The 16,859-nt window shown below is 66.3% G+C and carries 16 protein-coding genes; 5 read left to right on the top strand and 11 right to left on the bottom strand.

Annotation, left to right across the window (positions count from 1 at the left end; all coding sequences use genetic code 11):
- Positions 1–14: 14 nt before the first annotated feature.
- Entirely contained in the window at positions 15–626 is a 612-nt protein-coding gene (locus tag ACWIGM_RS25950) for an NAD(P)-dependent oxidoreductase (protein WP_454028864.1), read from the bottom strand.
- 118 nt (positions 627–744) lie between these two features.
- Here ACWIGM_RS25950 and ACWIGM_RS25945 point away from each other — a divergent pair, with 118 nt between their 5' ends.
- Positions 745–1,116, top strand: a complete 372-nt coding sequence (locus ACWIGM_RS25945) for a winged helix-turn-helix transcriptional regulator (RefSeq protein ID WP_454028863.1) — start codon at positions 745–747, stop codon at positions 1,114–1,116.
- On the opposite strand, the gene ligD is transcribed toward ACWIGM_RS25945, so the two are convergent.
- The 4 genes from ligD to ACWIGM_RS25925 form a co-directional block, all read right to left on the bottom strand.
- Positions 1,117–3,660: a DNA ligase D gene (ligD, locus tag ACWIGM_RS25940; RefSeq protein ID WP_454028862.1), complete on the bottom strand. Its 2,544-nt coding sequence runs from the start codon at positions 3,658–3,660 to the stop codon at positions 1,117–1,119.
- 18 nt (positions 3,661–3,678) lie between these two features.
- Positions 3,679–4,557, bottom strand: a complete 879-nt coding sequence (gene ku / locus ACWIGM_RS25935; RefSeq protein WP_454028861.1) for a non-homologous end joining protein Ku — start codon at positions 4,555–4,557, stop codon at positions 3,679–3,681.
- The gene (locus ACWIGM_RS25930) at positions 4,557–4,799 is read right to left on the bottom strand and encodes a hypothetical protein (protein ID WP_454028860.1); all 243 of its coding nucleotides are present in this window, start codon (positions 4,797–4,799) and stop codon (positions 4,557–4,559) included. The genes ku and ACWIGM_RS25930 overlap by 1 nt, the downstream gene beginning before the upstream one ends.
- 65 nt (positions 4,800–4,864) lie before the next feature.
- The gene (locus tag ACWIGM_RS25925) at positions 4,865–5,362 is read right to left on the bottom strand and encodes an NUDIX hydrolase (protein ID WP_454028859.1); all 498 of its coding nucleotides are present in this window, start codon (positions 5,360–5,362) and stop codon (positions 4,865–4,867) included.
- A 185-nt stretch (positions 5,363–5,547) separates the two neighbouring features.
- On the opposite strand from ACWIGM_RS25925, the gene rpsO reads away from it, so the two are divergent.
- From rpsO to ACWIGM_RS25910, 3 genes are all read left to right on the top strand, one after another.
- Positions 5,548–5,817 (top strand): 30S ribosomal protein S15, encoded by a 270-nt coding sequence (rpsO, locus tag ACWIGM_RS25920; protein ID WP_454028858.1) that lies wholly within the window; start codon positions 5,548–5,550, stop codon positions 5,815–5,817.
- A 283-nt stretch (positions 5,818–6,100) separates the two neighbouring features.
- Entirely contained in the window at positions 6,101–8,272 is a 2,172-nt protein-coding gene (gene pnp / locus ACWIGM_RS25915; RefSeq protein WP_454028857.1) for a polyribonucleotide nucleotidyltransferase, read from the top strand.
- A gap of 128 nt (positions 8,273–8,400) precedes the next feature.
- Positions 8,401–9,033, top strand: coding sequence for a pyridoxamine 5'-phosphate oxidase family protein (locus tag ACWIGM_RS25910; RefSeq protein WP_454028856.1), 633 nt, complete (start codon positions 8,401–8,403; stop codon positions 9,031–9,033).
- Between the two features lie 651 nt (positions 9,034–9,684).
- Here ACWIGM_RS25910 and ACWIGM_RS25905 read toward each other — a convergent pair.
- Positions 9,685–11,316: an HAL/PAL/TAL family ammonia-lyase gene (locus ACWIGM_RS25905; RefSeq protein ID WP_454028855.1), complete on the bottom strand. Its 1,632-nt coding sequence runs from the start codon at positions 11,314–11,316 to the stop codon at positions 9,685–9,687.
- Between the two features lie 209 nt (positions 11,317–11,525).
- On the opposite strand from ACWIGM_RS25905, the gene hemA reads away from it, so the two are divergent.
- A complete protein-coding gene (hemA, locus tag ACWIGM_RS25900) occupies positions 11,526–12,737 on the top strand; it encodes a 5-aminolevulinate synthase (protein WP_454028854.1) in 1,212 nt (403 codons plus the stop codon).
- A gap of 17 nt (positions 12,738–12,754) precedes the next feature.
- On the opposite strand, the gene ACWIGM_RS25895 is transcribed toward hemA, so the two are convergent.
- From ACWIGM_RS25895 to ACWIGM_RS25875, 5 genes are all read right to left on the bottom strand, one after another.
- The gene (locus ACWIGM_RS25895) at positions 12,755–13,753 is read right to left on the bottom strand and encodes an adenosine kinase (protein ID WP_454028853.1); all 999 of its coding nucleotides are present in this window, start codon (positions 13,751–13,753) and stop codon (positions 12,755–12,757) included.
- Between the two features lie 56 nt (positions 13,754–13,809).
- Positions 13,810–14,184, bottom strand: a complete 375-nt coding sequence (locus ACWIGM_RS25890; RefSeq protein WP_454028852.1) for a helix-turn-helix domain-containing protein — start codon at positions 14,182–14,184, stop codon at positions 13,810–13,812.
- Complete coding sequence (locus ACWIGM_RS25885) at positions 14,184–14,744, bottom strand: Smr/MutS family protein (protein ID WP_454028851.1); 561 nt, start codon at positions 14,742–14,744, stop codon at positions 14,184–14,186. Before ACWIGM_RS25885 ends, ACWIGM_RS25890 begins: the two co-directional genes overlap by 1 nt.
- Positions 14,745–14,747: 3 nt before the next feature.
- Entirely contained in the window at positions 14,748–15,803 is a 1,056-nt protein-coding gene (mltA, locus tag ACWIGM_RS25880; protein WP_454028850.1) for a murein transglycosylase A, read from the bottom strand.
- Positions 15,804–15,907: 104 nt separating this feature from the next.
- On the bottom strand, positions 15,908–16,633 hold the full coding sequence (locus ACWIGM_RS25875) for a Tim44/TimA family putative adaptor protein (protein ID WP_454028849.1): 726 nt from the start codon (positions 16,631–16,633) through the stop codon (positions 15,908–15,910).
- Positions 16,634–16,859: the final 226 nt, after the last annotated feature.

Raw genomic sequence — 16,859 nt, 5'->3', positions numbered from 1 at the left:
CGCTAGGTCCCGTCTCAGTAGCCGACCGTAAAGCGCTGGCGCGAATGCGCCGGCTTTTCCAGCTCGTCGACCAGAGCGATGGCGTAGTCCTCGGCCGAGATCCGGCTCTTGCCCTCGCCGTCGACCAAGAGCTGATCCTTGCCGAGGCGGAATTTGCCGGTGCGCTCGCCCGGCTCGATCAAGGCGGAGGGCGAGAGAAAGGTCCAGTCGAGGCCGCTCTCGCCCTTGAGCAGATCGAGATAGGCGCCGCCCTTCCTGGCCTCGTCGAGATAGATCGCCGGGAATTCCTTGGTGTCGAACAGCTTCACGCCGGGCGCGACTTCGAGGCTGCCAGCGCCGCCGACGACGAGATAGCGCTTCACGCCCGACTGCTTCACGGCCGCGAGCAATGTCGCCGGATCGCTGGCGGTGTAGTGCACTGCGCTGATCACCGCATCATGGCCGGCGAGCAAGGCGGCGAGCTCGTCCTTGCTATAGACGTCGCCCTTCCTGGCGCTGACGCCAGCACCCTGCGGCACCTTCTCGGGATTGCGGACGATGGCGGTGACCTGATGGCCGCGGCTGGTCAATTCAGCGAGCAGGCGCGAGCCGATGAAGCCGGTGGCGCCGATGAGAGCAATCTTCATGGTGATCTTCCCTGGTATCTGATGGGAACCTACATCCCAATGGACACCAGATGGCAGCCATGCGACTTTCTCTCAAGAAGGCACTTTCACGCCACAAGGTCACCTGACGGAAACCGCCATGCTGTATCGTCCCGACGCCTTCGATGCCCGCTGCCCGACGCGGCAGGTGCTGGACCGGATCGGCGACAAATGGGCGGTGCTGGTGCTGATCCTGCTTGAGCAGGAGACTTTGCGTTTCAACGAACTGCGCCGGCGCATCGATAGCATCTCGCAGAAAATGCTGTCGCAGACGCTGAAGAGCCTGGAGCGCGACGGGCTGATCTCACGCCGTGCCTTCGCGACCGTGCCGGTCACGGTCGAGTATTCGCTGACACCGCTCGGGCGCACGCTCGCCGGCACGGTCGCGGCACTGACGCAATGGGCCGAGGCCCATATCGGCGAGGTCGAGGAAGCCCAGCGCCGCTATGATCGCGGCGAGATCGCCGCCTGATCAGCGCTTCAGGGCCCGCTTCGGCTTGAAGAATGCGGTCCAGGCGTCGTCAGGCGGACCCTTCTTCGTCACCTCCGGCGCCTTGTAAGCATCGGGCGCCAGACCCTTTTCCAGCAACTCCCAGGCGACCGGCATGGCGACCGCAGCACCAGGCCGCGCCCGTGTCGAGAACGGCGCGATCGCTGTCGAACCGCGACCATTGCGGAGATAGTCGATGAAGATGCGTCCCTTGCGAGCCTTCTTCGAGAGGGTCGCGGTATAGAGTTTCGGCTCGGCCTGCTCCATCGCCTTGGCGAAGTCGCGAGCGAAGCTTTTGACCTCCTCCCAATCCGCCTCGGGCTTCAACGGCAGCACGACATGGAAGCCCTTGCCGCCTGAGGTCTTGAGGAAACTCTCGAAACCGAGCTCCTCCAGCCGCTGGCGGACTGTCAGTGCCGCCTCGCGCACGCGCTCCATCGGCACGCCCGTGTCGGGGTCGAGATCGAAGATGACCTGGTCGGGCGTCTCGATCGCGTCGATCCTGGCGCCCCAGACATGGACCTCGACCGTGCCGAGCTGGACGAGCGCGGCGAGCCCGTCGAAGTCGCGGATGAAGAGCAGCTCCTCGCCACCCTCATCCTTCATCCGCGACATCGATTTGTGCAGACCGGCCCCGGCGTGCTTCTGGAAGAAGACTTGGCCGCCGACCCCTTCAGGAGCGCGCAGCAGGCTCAAGGGGCGCTCAATGACGAAGGGCGCCATGCGCTCCCAGACGCCGGCGTAATAGTCGAGCAGATCCTGCTTGGTGAGGCCGATGTCGGGCCAGAGCGGCTTGTCGGGATTGCTCAGCGTCACGGTCGTCTCCGGGCCGGCCTTGCGTCTGGTCTTCGTCGCGCGCCGAGCCTTCGCTTCGGTCTTGACCGGCTTCTCCTCGATCACCTCCTCAGCCGGCTTGTCCTCGCGCAGGCCGAGGAAAGCCGAGTGCCGCAGCGTTTTCGAGGCCGTCCAGGAGCCGAAGGCGATTTCGGCGACGAGCTCAGGCTTCACCCAGACGATACCACGCTCGCGGCCGGCGTCGCCCCGGAAGGGCGAGGTTTTCGCGGCGATGGCGTCGAACGTCTTCTTCAGCGCGGCGGCCGAATTGCGGGTGAAGCCGGTGCCGACGCGGCCGGCGGGCTTCAGCTCGCCATCTTCGTGATAGCCGAGGACGAGCGAACCTAGCTGGTTGCGCGAGGCCTTCGAGGGCACATAGCCGGCGATGACGAATTCCTGGCGCTGGGTGCATTTCGACTTGACCCAGTCCCGCCCGCGGCCGCTGCGATAGGGTGCCTCGGCGCGCTTGGAGATCACGCCCTCCAGTCCCATGCGACAGGCATGGCGTAGCATGGTCTGGCCGGGCTCGATGAAATGCTCGGAATAGCGCAGTGGTGCTTCGGCCTCCGCTGCCTGCAGCAACTCCTCGAGCCGCTCCTTGCGGGCGAGCAGCGGCTCGGCCCTGAGGTTCTCGCCGTCGAGATGCAGCAAGTCGAAGGCGAAGAAGACGAGGTTCGCGGTCTCCCCCTCCGACAGCGCAGCCTGGAGCGCGGAAAAGGAGGATATGCCGTTCTCGCCCAGTGCCACGACCTCGCCATCGATCAGGGCGGCCTCGCAAGGCAACGCCGCGAGCGCAGCGATGATCCGCTCACCGAAGCGCTCGGTCCAGTCGAGCCCGGTGCGAGTGAGCAGCCTGACCTTGCCGGCCGAGAACCGCGCCTGCAGCCGATAACCATCGAACTTGACCTCATGCAGCCAAGCATCGCCGGCCGGCGGCTTGTCCTGCAAGGTCGCAAGGCACGGCTCGACGAAACGCGGCAGCGGCTCGCCTTCGGTCTTTTCCGAGCGGCGGGCCGGCTTGGCCTCCGCTGGCTTTGCAGCGGCAGCTTTCGACTTGGCCGCCCTGAGCTGACGGCCTTTGGCAGGTTTGTCGTCTGTCGACCAGACATCGCCAGCGGGATCCTCGCCGACCTCCTCGACGCTTCTGCCCGATTTCACCGAATCCGGCGCGGTCTCCAGGATGTCCTCGTCATCGCGGGCGAAATCGTCATCGACCTTGATCAGCAGCCAGTTGTCGCGCTTCTCGCCGCGGCGAGGCTTCAGCCTGACCAGATGCCAGCGGCCGCCGAGCTTGTGACCTTCGAGCGCGAAGGCGAGATGGCCTTTCTCCATGCCGCGGATGGGATCGCTCTCCGGAATCCATTTACCTTCGTCCCAGACGATCACCGAACCGGCGCCATACTCGCCTTCGGGAATCGTGCCCTCGAAGGCGCCGTATTCGAGCGGGTGGTCCTCGACATGGACGGCGAGGCGCTTCTCGCCGGGGTCGAGGCTCGGCCCGCGCGTCACCGCCCAGGACCAGAGCACACCCTCATGCTCGAGCCTGAGATCATAGTGGAGCCGGCGGGCGGCGTGCTTGTGGATCACGAAAGCGCCACCGCTCCGGGCTGGCTTCCGGCGGCTGGCGGCGCCTTTCGGCTCGCGGGTGCGGCTGAAATCGCGCTTCGAACGATAAAGATCGAGATTGGCCATGGCGGCCTCCGACACGCGTCAGGCACTCTTCCTGCTCTTGCCGGCGGTCGGCTTTCTCGTCGACTTGCGCGCACTCGTCGGTTTCTTGCCGCGAGCCGACGGCTTGCCGGACGCACCGCTCTCCTCGCCGAGGCTCTTCTTCAGCGCCTCGAACAGATTGACGACATTGGACGGACGCTCGGCCGGTTTCGCCACCGGCGGCTTCTTGCCCTTGCGCTTGGCCGCGATCAGCTCGAGCAGCGCCTCTTCATAGCGGTCCTCGAAGCCGCTGGGATCGAACTTCGCCTCCTTCTTGTCGATGATATGGGTAGCGAGATCGACCAGTTCCTCGTCGAGCTTGCCCTTCTTCAGGCCGTCGAAGACCTCGTCCGGCTGGCGCACGGTCTTGTCGTAGCGCAGCGTCGTCAGGAGCAAACCCTTGTCAAAGGGCTCGATCATCACTGGCCGCTCGCGGCGATAGAGCACGATGCGGGCGATGCCGGCCTTCTTCTGCTTCGCCATCGCCTCGCGGATCACGGCGAAGGCCTCTTCCGAGACCTCGTCGGACGGGCTGAGATAATAGGGCTGGTCGAAATAGATCTGCGGGATCGCGGCGCGATCGACGAACTGCTCGATCGAAAGCGTATGCGAGCTCTCGATCTGGACCGCGTCGATCTCGTCCTCCTCGATCAGGAGGTATTCGTCGCCGCCGATCTCGTAGCCCTTGACCTCGTCGTCGGGATCGACCGGCTTGCCGCTGACGCTGTCGATATATTGTCGCCGGACGGTATTCCCGGTCTTGCGGTTGATGACGCGGAACGAGACCTTCTCGCTATGGTCGGTCGCTGAGGTCAGTTCGACGGCGCAGGAGACCAGCGAGAGCTTGAGATACCCCTTCCAGGCCGGCCGGGGCGCCATCAGGCCGCCCTCAGCTTCGGCCGGGCCGGAAGGGCCGGCGGCAGTCCACGCAGCCAGGCCTCAGCCCGGACGATCTCGTCACGGGTCACGACGGGAACCGGATCGGAGAGGATCGCCAACAGAACCTCGCGATCGAGCTGGCCGTTGGCGATCACGTCACGGAGCGCGTCGCGGGTCTCGCGCTCGGCCCGGAGCTGGACGCCGAGCGCAGCGATGAGGCGGTCTTTCGGCATAGCGGACATGATTACTCGACCCCAGTTGGAGACTGCGGCGAGTCAACCTGCGGAGCCGGCAGAGGTTCCGGCAGTCAGCGAGCCGGTGCGTCGTCGACCAGCACTTCCTCGGGCGGCGCCGGATCGGGCGCGCCCTCCGTGAGATATCGCGTCAGGATCGCCGGCAGGCTCAACGGCGTCAGCGGTTCGCCGATGCCGCCGAGCTCGGCGATCGGCCACCAGCGATGCTCGACGACCGTCCGCGCTTCCACCTCGTCGGTCATGACAGGCTCGAAGCGTTGCACCTCGACGATGCGGTATTCCTCGCGTTGCGAGATCCGGCGGGCGCCCCAGTCGAAAGTGTGGTGGCGGCGCCAGACGAGCGCACCGATCCGGAAATCGACCAGCCCGAGCTCCTCGCGCAGCTCGCGTCTCAAGCCGTCCTCGATCGTCTCGCCGGGATCGAGCCCGCCGCCCGGTGCGATCCAGAAGCACCGCGTTTCTCCAGGCGGCCGCAAGCGAAAGAGCAGGATCTGCCGGTCCGGTGTGAGGATGAGTGCCCGTACGGCGCGTCTTTCCTCGACCTGCTGCATGCCCTTCTCCGTACCACGACGCTAGAACCCTAGCCTTTCCGCCAGTTTCGTGTATATGCGCGTGCAACCGGCCCGATGGCCGGCTGCGCATCCCTTCCGCGATGAGGCGGATGCGGGCTTCGGACCTTGCTGGACGACATCCCGGCCTGGCCCGCCAGATCAACACCGAACCAAAGGACATGACGATGTCGATCACTGCCGAGCGCAAGAACGCGCTCATCAAAGAGCACGCCACCAAGCCGAACGACACCGGTTCGCCGGAAGTCCAGGTCGCGATCCTCACCGAGCGCATCAACAACCTGACCGGCCACTTCAAGTCCCACACCAAGGACAACCATTCGCGTCGCGGCCTGCTCAAGCTGGTCTCGCAGCGCCGCTCCCTGCTCGACTATCTCAAGGGCAAGGAAGAAGCGCGCTACAAGAGCCTGATCGAGAAGCTCGGCATCCGCCGCTGATCGAACCGAATTTCCGCCCGGTGCCTCGCTGCTCCGGGCGGTTCTGCTAGGGGCCGTCTCATCGACCCCAAACCGGGAGCGCCGCAATGACGCGACGTTCCCCCTTCAATGCGGCAACCGCATGGGGCGGCTTCCCGCATGATCCGCCGGCGTCAGTGACGTCCATGGCAGGATCGCCGAGCGCCCGGGCGCGCTTCCTGCGAGCACCTCCCGGACGTTTCGCCGTCTTGCCCATGGGCACGATCGACGCCGGACGGATCGCATCCGACCGAAAGAAAATCCTATGTTCGATGTTCAGACCGAAGAGCTGATCTGGGGCGGGCGCAAGCTCGTGCTCGAAACCGGCAAGATCGCCCGCCAGGCCGACGGCGCCGTGCTCGCCACCTATGGCGAGACCGTCGTGCTCGCCACCATCGTCTCGGCCAAGGAGCCGAAGCCGGGCTTCGACTTCTTCCCGCTCACCGTCAATTACCAGGAAAAGACCTTCGCGGCCGGCCGCATCCCCGGCGGCTATTTCAAGCGCGAGGGACGCCCGACCGAGAAGGAGACGCTGGTCTCGCGCCTGATCGACCGGCCGATCCGCCCGCTCTTCGCCGAAGGCTACAAGAACGACACCCAGGTGGTCGTCACGGTCCTGCAGCATGACCTCGAGAACGATCCCGACATCGTCGCGATGGTCGCCGCCTCCGCCGCCCTGACCCTCTCGGGCGTGCCCTTCATGGGCCCGGTCGGCGCTGCCCGCGTCGGCTATGTCGACGGCGCCTACAAGCTCAATCCGCTGATCGAAGAGGTCAAGGAATCGCAGCTCGACCTCGTCGTCGCCGGCACCCAGGACGCCGTGCTGATGGTCGAGTCGGAGGCCAAGGAGCTCTCCGAGGAAATCATGCTCGGCGCCGTGATGTTCGGCCACAAGCATTTCCAGCCGGTGATCGACGCGATCATCCGCCTGGCCGAGAAGGCCGCCAAGGAGCCGCGCGACTACGTGCCGGCCGACAACTCGGTCGTGCTCGACGCGGTTCTCAAGCTGGTCGATGCGGACCTGCGCGCCGCCTACAAGATCACCACCAAGGCCGAGCGCTACAAGGCACTGGATGCCGCCAAGGCCAAGGTCCAGGCGCTGGTTTCGGCCGAGCCGGACGGCAAGACCACCTTCACCAAGGAGCAGGTCGGCGGCCAGTTCAAGGAGGCCCAGGCCAAGGTCGTGCGCTGGACCATCCTCGACGACGGCGTCCGCATCGACGGCCGCGACGTCAAGACCGTCCGCAAGATCGTGGCGGAAGCGGGCATCCTGCCGCGCACCCACGGCTCCTCGCTGTTCACCCGCGGCGAGACGCAGGCGCTGGTCGTGACCACGCTCGGCACCGGCGACGACGAGCAGTTCATCGACTCGCTGGAAGGCACCTACAAGGAGACCTTCCTGCTGCACTACAACTTCCCGCCCTATTCGGTCGGCGAGACCGGCCGCATGGGTTCGCCCGGCCGTCGCGAGATCGGCCATGGCAAGCTCGCCTGGCGCGCCATCCGTCCGATGCTGCCGGCGAAGTCGGAGTTCCCCTACACGATCCGCGTCGTCTCGGAGATCACCGAGTCGAACGGCTCCTCCTCGATGGCCACGGTCTGCGGCACCTCGCTGGCGCTGATGGATGCGGGCGTGCCGCTGAAGTCGCCGGTCGCCGGCATCGCCATGGGCCTGATCCTCGAGGGTGAGCGCTTCGCGGTGCTTTCCGACATCCTCGGCGACGAGGACCATCTCGGCGACATGGACTTCAAGGTCGCCGGCACCGCCGCGGGCATCACCTCGCTGCAGATGGACATCAAGATCGCCGGCATCACCGAGGAGATCATGAAGGTCGCCCTCGGCCAGGCCAAGGGCGGTCGCGAGCACATTCTCGGCGAGATGAGCAAGGCGCTGTCCGCCTCGCGCAGCCAGCTCGGCGAGTATGCGCCGCGCATCGAGACGATGAAGATCCCGGTCGACAAGATCCGTGAAGTCATCGGTTCGGGCGGCAAGGTGATCCGCGAGATCGTCGAGAAGACCGGCGCCAAGGTCAACATCGAGGACGACGGCACCATCAAGATCGCTTCGGCCGACGGCAAGTCGATCGAAGCCGCGATCAAGTGGATCAAGTCGATCGTCTCCGAGGCGGAGCCGGGCATGATCTATGACGGCACTGTCGTGAAGGTCATGGAGTTCGGCGCCTTCGTGAACTTCTTCGGCGCCAAGGACGGCCTGGTCCATATCTCGGAGCTGGCCCCGCGCCGCGTCCAGAAGGTCCAGGACGTCGTCAAGGAAGGCGACAAGGTCAAGGTCAAGTTCCTCGGCATGGACGAGCGCGGCAAGGTGCGCCTGTCGATGAAGGTGGTCGACCAGGCTACTGGCGAGGACATCACCGAGAAGCTGAAGGCCGAGCGCGACGCCGAGAAGTCCCGCGAGCGCCAGGGCGCCGAAGACTGATACGCGACCAGCGTTTCACGTGAATCAGACGCCCCGTGCCGCAAGGTGCGGGGCGTTTTCTTTGGATCGCCCTCTGGTGCGCTGCAGCGAATTCAAATAGTCTAGACTTATTGTCTTCGGAGGCTGGCATGACCGCGCACCGCATCACCTCGCCCGAGCAGCTTGCAGCGCTTTATCCGAACCCGGTCGCGCCGGCCTCCGTCATCAAGGAGATCGATCATATCGACGCCAACTACGGCGCTCTGATCGCGGCCTCGCCGTTTTTCGTGCTCGCGACCAATGGTCCGGACGGGCTGGATTGCTCACCGCGTGGGGATCAGCCGGGCTTTGTCACCGTCAGCGACGCGAGAACGCTGCTGATTCCGGACAGAAGAGGCAATAACCGTCTGGATTCGTTGAAAAATCTTCTGTCTGATAATCGAATCGGAATGCTCTTTCTGATCCCCGGTTACGGCGAAACCCTGCGTGTGAACGGCACAGCGGTGCTCTCGACCGATCCTGAGCTGTGCGCGCGCTTCGAGATGGCGGGGAAACTGCCCGCCTGCGTGATGGTGGTCACGGTCGAGGCCGCCTACTTCCAGTGCTCACGGGCGGTGGTGCGGGCCGATCTCTGGAACCCGGCGGCGCAGGTCGACAAGCGCTCGCTGCCGAGCGCCGGCACGATCCTGCGCGACATCTCGGCGCGCGCGACCGCAGAGGCGTTCGACGGCGAAGCCTATGACAAGGCGCTGCCGGAGCGGGTCAAGGCGACGTTGTATTGAGCAGTGCCCCGCACTAATGCGGGGCACGCTTACTTTCAATCACGCGTAGCTGGACAGAATCCAGATAACTGCGCGACCACCGTACGGGGGCATCACATTGCCCTTGGCGATTGGCGCAGTCGTCGAAGGATAGCCTTCGACCCTCCACACGCCGCTCTCAGGGCAACGTTCGCCCGTGCGGATACGCGTGCCAAGTGGCACGCGATAAGTGGCTGACATCGACATGTCGACCTCCAACACGAGAAGGCGATCGGGGCCTTGACAAGCGGAATCGGTCGACTCAAAAGTTTGACCGCTTAGCAGCACTTGCGTGTGGGGCCCCAAACTGGGAATGCCACACTCATTTACGGGCCGCCCGCGTTGCAGCGCGAGCGGCCCGATTCATGTCGACGATTCGATTTTTCGTCAAGGGATGGTGGCTATGTCCCCACTATCCACAACTGCTAGACCAGAACGTAACGCGAATGTTTATAGATAAGCCTTTGATCTCATTGGTCTAAGGGCCCTCCTGGCAATCTCCCCGTCTTTCGACGTGGTAGTCACTTCGGCTTGCCCAGACGTTCGGCGCATGGGTCGAAGGGGGCAATTGGCCCTCCGGCCGACCTCGAATGCGAATCGCCGCTAGTCTTTTCTGTGAGAGCAGCTCCAGAACTACTCCAATCCCCCAACCACCGCCTCGACCGCCTCGACGATCGCGCCGGAGCGCACCAGAGCCGTCGCCTGGTTCATCTCGGCGGCGTACCAGCGGTCACCGTCGAGCGCCGGCGGGATCGTCTCGCGCAGCGCGTCGAGCGCCGCCTGCGTGCCCTTGCCGAGCGGATGGGCCTCGGCGGTCTCGGCGATCAGCGAGAGCGCCTGGCAGGCCATCAGGATCTCGGCGGCGATGATCATCTCGACGTTCTCGACGATGGTGCGCGCCTTGCGTCCGCACCAGGTCGAGTTCGAGACATGGTCCTCGGCGTTCGACTTGCCGGGGATTGAGTCGACCGAACCCGGCGAAGACAGGGTACGGTTCTCCATCACCAGGGCCGACATCGAGCACTGCACCGTGGCAAAACCGGTGTTGAGGCCGCGCTTGCCGGCGAGCAGGTTGCGCGGCAGGCCGTAGCTCAAAGTCGGATCGACCAGGCGGGCGAGGCGGCGCTCGCAGATCGAGCCGAGATCGGTCATCGCGATCGCGAGCAGGTCCATCGCCTGGGCGACATACTGGCCGTGGAAATGGCCACCGGAAATGACGCGATAGCCGTCATCCTCCGGGAAGATCAGCGGGTTGTCGGTCGCCGAATTGGTCTCGGTTGCGATGATCCGGCTGACATAGTCGAGTGCCTCGCGAGCCGGCCCATGCACCTGCGGGGCGCAGCGCAGAGAATAGACGTCCTGAACGCGCGGTGCCGGCGGCTTGCCAGGCGTGCGGCCGATCTCGTCGGGATAGATCGTCTCGCGGGCCGAGGCCGAGCAGCGCTTCGAGCCCTGCGTGATCTTCAGAAGATTGCGCGCCACCAGCGCCTGGCCGGGATGCGGCCGGGCAGCGTGGACGCGCGGATCGAAGGCGGCAAGCTCGCCGCGCATCGCTTCGAGCGAGAGCGCAAGGCCGATATCGGCAGCCTTGATCAAGCGCCTGGCGTCCTCGGTCGCGAGCACACCGAGCGCCAGCGACACCGTCGAGCCGTTGATCAGGGCCGAGGCATCCTTGGCGCCGAGCTTGAAATCGGGCTCCAGCCCGGCCCTGGCGAGGGCGTCGCGAGCCTTCATCCGCTTGCCCTTGTAAACGGCCTCCCCTTCCTCGAAGCCGCAGACCGCCGCCGACATATGGGCGAGCGGGGCGAGGTCGCCGGAGGCGCCGACCGAGCCCTTCTGCGGGATCACCGGATGAATGCCGGCATTGAGGCAGGCGAGCAGGCGCTCGACCAGGGCGACCTGCGGGCCGGAATAATTCGAGGCGAAGGCGTTGGCACGCAGCAGCATGGTGGCGCGCGTCACATCCTCCGGGAAGGGCTCGCCGATGCCGGTAGCGTGGGCATAGACGCTCTTGCGCTGATATTCGGTCATCTCCGACATCAGCACGCGCTGGTCCTTGAACAGGCCAACGCCGGTGTTGAAGGAGTACATGAACGGGGCTTCGTCGTTCATGAAATTGGCGTCGATATGGGCGCGCGTCGCCGCGATCGCCGCGCGCGCTGCCGGCGCGAGATTCGCCTTCTCATAGCGGCCGGAGGCCCCAGGCCGGGCCACGCGCAGCACCTGCTTGCCCTTCAGGGTCCGTCCGTCGATCGTTACCGCCATGACCAGTTCCTCGTCAGCTTCGCGACCGATCTAACGGGCCGGCGCAGCAAAGGGAAAGGCCCATTCCCGCCCGAAAACGAAAAGCTCCTTGCACGAGGTGGCGTGGCCTGCGCTAGGATCTGGGCGCCGCGGCCTTGCTGCGGCGCGACATTGGCGCGCCTTTACCCCGCGCCTGGAATCCCTCAAAGGTGCCGCCAGGAGCGTCACTCATGGATTTCGAAGCCTTTTTCCGCAGCGAACTCGACGGCCTCAAGGCCGAGGGCCGCTACCGCGTCTTCGCCGATCTCGAGCGCCGGGCCGGCCGCTTTCCCCGCGCCGCCTTCCACGGTCCGAATGGCCCGCGCGAGGTCATCGTCTGGTGCTCGAACGATTATCTCGGCATGGGCCAGCACCCTGCCGTGCTCGCTGCGATGCGCGAGGCGCTCGACAACTGCGGCGCCGGCGCCGGCGGAACCCGCAACATTGCCGGCACCAATCATTATCATGTCCTGCTGGAGCGCGAGCTCGCCGACCTGCACGGCAAGGAAGCGGCGCTGCTGTTCAACTCCGGCTACATGTCGAACTGGGCCTCGCTCTCGACGCTGGCCGCGCGCATTCCCGGCTGCGTCGTGCTGACCGACGCGGCCAACCATGCCTCGATGATCGAGGGCATCCGGCATTCGCGCGCCGAGAAGCTGATCTTCGCCCATAACGATGCGCAGGACCTGCGCCGCAAGCTTGCGAGCATCGACCGTAACAGGCCAAAGCTGATCGCTTTCGAGTCGGTCTATTCGATGGATGGCGACATCGCCCCGATCGCCGAGTTCTGCGACCTCGCCGAGGAGTTCGGCGCGATGACCTATATCGACGAGGTCCATGCCGTCGGGCTCTACGGGCCGCGCGGCGGCGGCGTCAGCGAGCGCGACGGGCTCAGCCGCCGGCTCGATCTGATCGAGGGCACGCTGGCCAAGTCCTTCGGCGTGATGGGCGGCTATGTCACCGGCTCGGCGGCCTTGTGCGACTTCATCCGCAGCTTCGCCTCGGGCTTCATCTTCTCGAGCTCGCTGCCGCCGACGCTCGCTGCAGGAGCGCTGGCGGCGATCCGCCATCTCAAGACGAGCTCGGCCGAGCGTGAGGGCCAGCAGGACCGGGTACGCAAGCTGCGCGGGCAGCTCGATCAGGCCGGCATCCCGCACCTGCCCAATCCCAGCCATATCGTGCCGGTGATGGTCGGCGATGCCGCCCTGTGCAAGCGGATCAGCGACGAGCTGCTGGAGCGCTTCGCGATCTACGTCCAGCCGATCAACTACCCGACCGTGGCGCGCGGCACCGAGCGCTTGCGGATCACCCCGACACCGCTGCATTCGGACGAGGACATCGCCGCCCTGGTCGGCGCCCTCAGCGAGATCTGGAGCGCGACGGGGCTGAAGCGGGCGGCCTGAACGGCCGCCCTTTTCCCTCAGAGCAGGCCGTTATTGCCGGCGAGCGTCTTCAGGTTGACGTCCGGGCGCGCGCCGACATGGCTGATCACCTCAGCGGCAGCGAGCGCGCCAAGTCGCAGGCAGTCGCGCGCCTCGCGGCCCGAGGTCAGGCCATGCAGGAAGCCGGCGGCGAAGAGGTCGCCGGCGCCGGTCGCGTCGACGACGCGCTCGATCGGGAAGACCGGCTCGGCCACGACGCCGTCCGGCGTCAGCGCCAGCGCACCATTCTCGGAACGGGTAATGACGGCGAGGATGTTCTCCGCCCGCATCGCTGCCAGCGCCGTGTCAAAGTCCGCGCTCTGGTAGAGGCTCTTGAGCTCGTGCTCGTTGGCGAAGACGAGATCGACCAGGCCGTTGCGGACCAGGCCGAGGAACTCGTCGCGATAGCGGTCGACGCAGAAGGAATCCGACAGGGTGATGGCGACGCGGCCGCCGGCCTTGTGGGCGAGTTCCGAGGCCTTGCGGAAGGCGTCCTTGGCCGCCGGCGGATCCCAGAGATAGCCTTCGAGATAGACGATATCAGCATTCTCGACCGTCGCAGCATCGACATCGGCCGGCGACAGGCCCTGGCAGGCGCCGAGATAGGTGTTCATCGTGCGCTCGCCATCCGGCGTGACGATGATGAAGGAGCGCGCCGTCGCCGGACCCTCGTTCGCCGCTGCGGTCTCGAAGGCGACGCCGAGCGAGGTCAGGTCGTGGCGATAGAGCTTGCCGAGCTCGTCGGCCTTGACCTTGCCGATGAAGGCGCCCTTGCCGCCGAAGGAGGCGAGGCCGGCGATCGTATTGGCGGCCGAGCCGCCCGAGACGACCTTGCCCGGACCCATCGCGCCATAGAGCAGCTCGGCCCGCGGTTCGTCGATCAGCGCCATCGAGCCTTTGACCAGCTCGTACTTCGCCAGGAAGTCTTCCTCCGCCGAGGCGAAGACGTCGACGATGGCATTGCCCAAGGCGAGCACGTCGTAGCGCTTGGAGGTCATGAAACGATCCGTGATGGCGGGAGGATGGCGGCGTGTGGCATTGCCGGCAGGCGAGGTCAAGCGCTGCCGCGGCGGCGCGCGGCACTGTCGAGGATCGAAGTCAGTGCCGCGAGATCGGACGGGCCGAGCCACTCCACCTCATGGGCGAGGCGGTTGGCAAACAATGTCGCCTCCGGTTCGAGGCCTGCCGTGTCGATCACCACGCGCGGATGGGAGAGCTCGGCGAGGCGGATCAGCTCGTCGGCCTCGTCCCAGATCACGCCGAGATGATGGATCGCGCCCTGGATCAGGGTGAAGGTCGGCTGGCCGCGCTTGCCGTGCTCAAGAGCCGAGAGATAGGCCGGGGTGACGCCGAGCGCCTGCGCCATCTGCGCCAGGGTGACGCCGCGGGCAGCACGCAATTCGCGGACACGGCGGCCGAAGGGCGTCATCAGCCGGCCTCCCGGCTGCGGCGCAGGCGGATATAGAGCGCGCCGGCGCCGCCATGGCGCTGCTCGGCCTCGTCGAAGCCGAGCACCAGCGGCCGCAGATCGGGCAGGCGCAGCCAGTGCGGGACGTTGCGGCGCAGGATGCCGCGCTCCTCGCCATAAGGCACATCACCGGCGATGCCCTTGCCGGTCACCACCAGCACGAGCTTCGCGCCGCGCTGCTGCTGCAGGCGCAGGAAGCCGCGAAGGGCGGAGTGTGCCTCGTCCTGGCGCAGGCCGTGCAGGTCGATCACCGCCTCGACGCCCTGCTGGCCCCTGCGCAGCTGCGTACGCATGCGCCGCTCCAGCGGCACCAGCGGCGGCGGCGCAGGCTTTGCGGACGGCCGAGGGGGTATGAGCACGGCCGAAGACGGAGCGCTTTCCGCAGCCGGGACGGGCTTCTCCTGCGCCGTTTCCGGCTCGACCTCGACAGGTGCCCGCCCGGGCAGCGGCTTGACCGTGCGCGCGACCTGGCGCCAGAGCGCGAGTTCCGCTTCGGAAAGGAGCTTGCCGCGCCGGCGCATGGCTCAGCGCGGCCAGAGCACGATGAAATCGACGGGGTGCCGGATCAGTCCGGCGCGATGGCCGGCCTCAGCGCCCGAGCCGACGAAGAGATCGATCCGGGCCGGGCCGACGATCGCCGTTCCCGTGTCCTGCGCCAGCATGAGCCGGGTCAGCTTCTCGCTGCCGCCCTTGCCGTCGGGGATCTCGGTCTCGATCCAGGCCGGCATGCCATAGGGCCAGAGCGAGCGGTCGACCGCGACGCTGCGCAGCGGAGTCAGCGGCAGGCCGGCACCGCCGATCGGGCCGGAGCCGGCCGGGAGATCATCGTTGCGGGCGAAGAAGACGAAGGAGCGGTTGAGGCGGATCAGTTCGCGGGCAAAGCCGGCATCGGCTTTCAGCCGGGCGATGAGTTTGTCCATCGTCATCTGCTCGGGCGGGATGTTCTCGCGTCGGCTGAGCTCGCGTCCGAGCGAGGTATAGGGGTGGCCGTTGCGCCCTGAATAGACCAGGCGCGTCACCTTGCCGTCCGGCAAGCGGATGCGGCCCGAGCCCTGGACCTGCAGGACGAAGCGATCGACGGGATCGCGCATCCAGAGGATCTCCAGACCCTGGCCGGCAAGCGCGCCCTCCTCGATCGCGGTGCGATCCGGGAAAGGCTCCAGCCCCTTGGCCGTCCGGCGCGCCGATGTCAGGGCGGAATCGAGCCCGGGCCAGTTGTCGCCCGGCATCTTGGTCACGAGATCGGCCGGGCGCCCATAGAGCGGCGTCAGGAAGGCATCGGACCGGGTCAGCGAGCCCTCGAACTCCGGCTCGAAATAACCGGTCATGAAACCGCGCTCAGAACCGGCCGGGCGGATGCGCCAGAAGGCGAAATTGTCCTCGAAGAAGCGGCGGGCCGCGTCCGGGTTCACGTCAGGCCCAGCGAGCAGGGCTGCCGCTTTCGTGCACAAAGCCGGCAGAGCGGGGGGTGGAACAGTGCCTTGCCGCAGTGGCGGATCGGTCTCGCAGCCCTTCGCAAACAGGCCGAGGATGGCGCGCTGATCGTCGGCGCTCCAGCCACTAAGCGAAGCGGGCGCCACGGGCTCGGCCCGGGCGCCCGACGGAAGAGGCGGAGGTGAAGCTTGCGCGCCGGTCATCGACAGCCCTGCAGCCAGAAGCCCCAGAACGAGACCGGCAGCACGGATCACGCGGCCGATTCGGTGGCGACCAGCAGCCAGTTCGGATCGCGGCTGCCGAGCTGGCGCGCGAAGGTCCAGACGTCGTTGACCTCGGAGACCGCATCGGCGCTGCCGTCGACGACATTGCCCTGCGCATCGCGGACCGCGCTGATCAGCTGCGAGACGAAGGCGATGGTGACCTGAGCGGCCTTGCCCTTGACGTCAACCGCGGTGATCTCGGCCTTGTCGATCGAGACGAAATTGGACTCGGCCTTCTCGGCGCGCTTCTCGCGTTCGGCGATGGCCTGCTCGAAGCCGTCATAGACTTCCTTGGCAAGCAGGCCCTTCAAGGTCTTCCGGTCGCCGCGGGCAAAGGCGGTGACGATGGTCTCGTAGGCCGATTTCGCACCGACGAGGAAACCCTGCGGTTCGAAGCGCGGTTCCTGACGAACAATCGCGTCGAGACCGACGGCGATTGGCGAGCCAGGCTCGGCAATATCCTTCCAACGTTCCGCATCCGCCACCGGGGCAGCCGCCGCATCGTTGGCGGCACCCGGCAGGCGGACCACATTGTCGCGCCGCTCGCCATTGCCCGGCTGATCGGGCCGCATCGGCGGGGTCTCTCGGCGCGCGAACGGATCGACCGGCGGTTTCTCGTGCCCGGTCTTCTGGCCCAGAACCGAGCGCAGTTTCCAGGCGACGAAAACGGCCAGGGCCAGGAAGACCAGGGTCGTCATATCGAAATTCTGCATCGCCGGCTGATCCGAACCTCGAAAACTCGTTCCCGCGCGGGCGTGCTTCTGCCGCCCGTCATCGAACGGATATGGTGAGGGAGGCTCGTAACATCCACCCCCGGGGTGCGACAAGGGCGCGGATAGCGTGCTTCGCTTGTGCCAGCCCCGCTGCCATGATAGCCGACGCGAGCCCGGCGCCGCCGCTTTGCCGGGCAATTCCGGCCGCGGCACGGAATTTCCTGAG

The organism is Allobosea sp. NPDC055332, from assembly GCF_053645455.1.
This window is presented reverse-complemented; position numbering and strand designations above follow the sequence as displayed.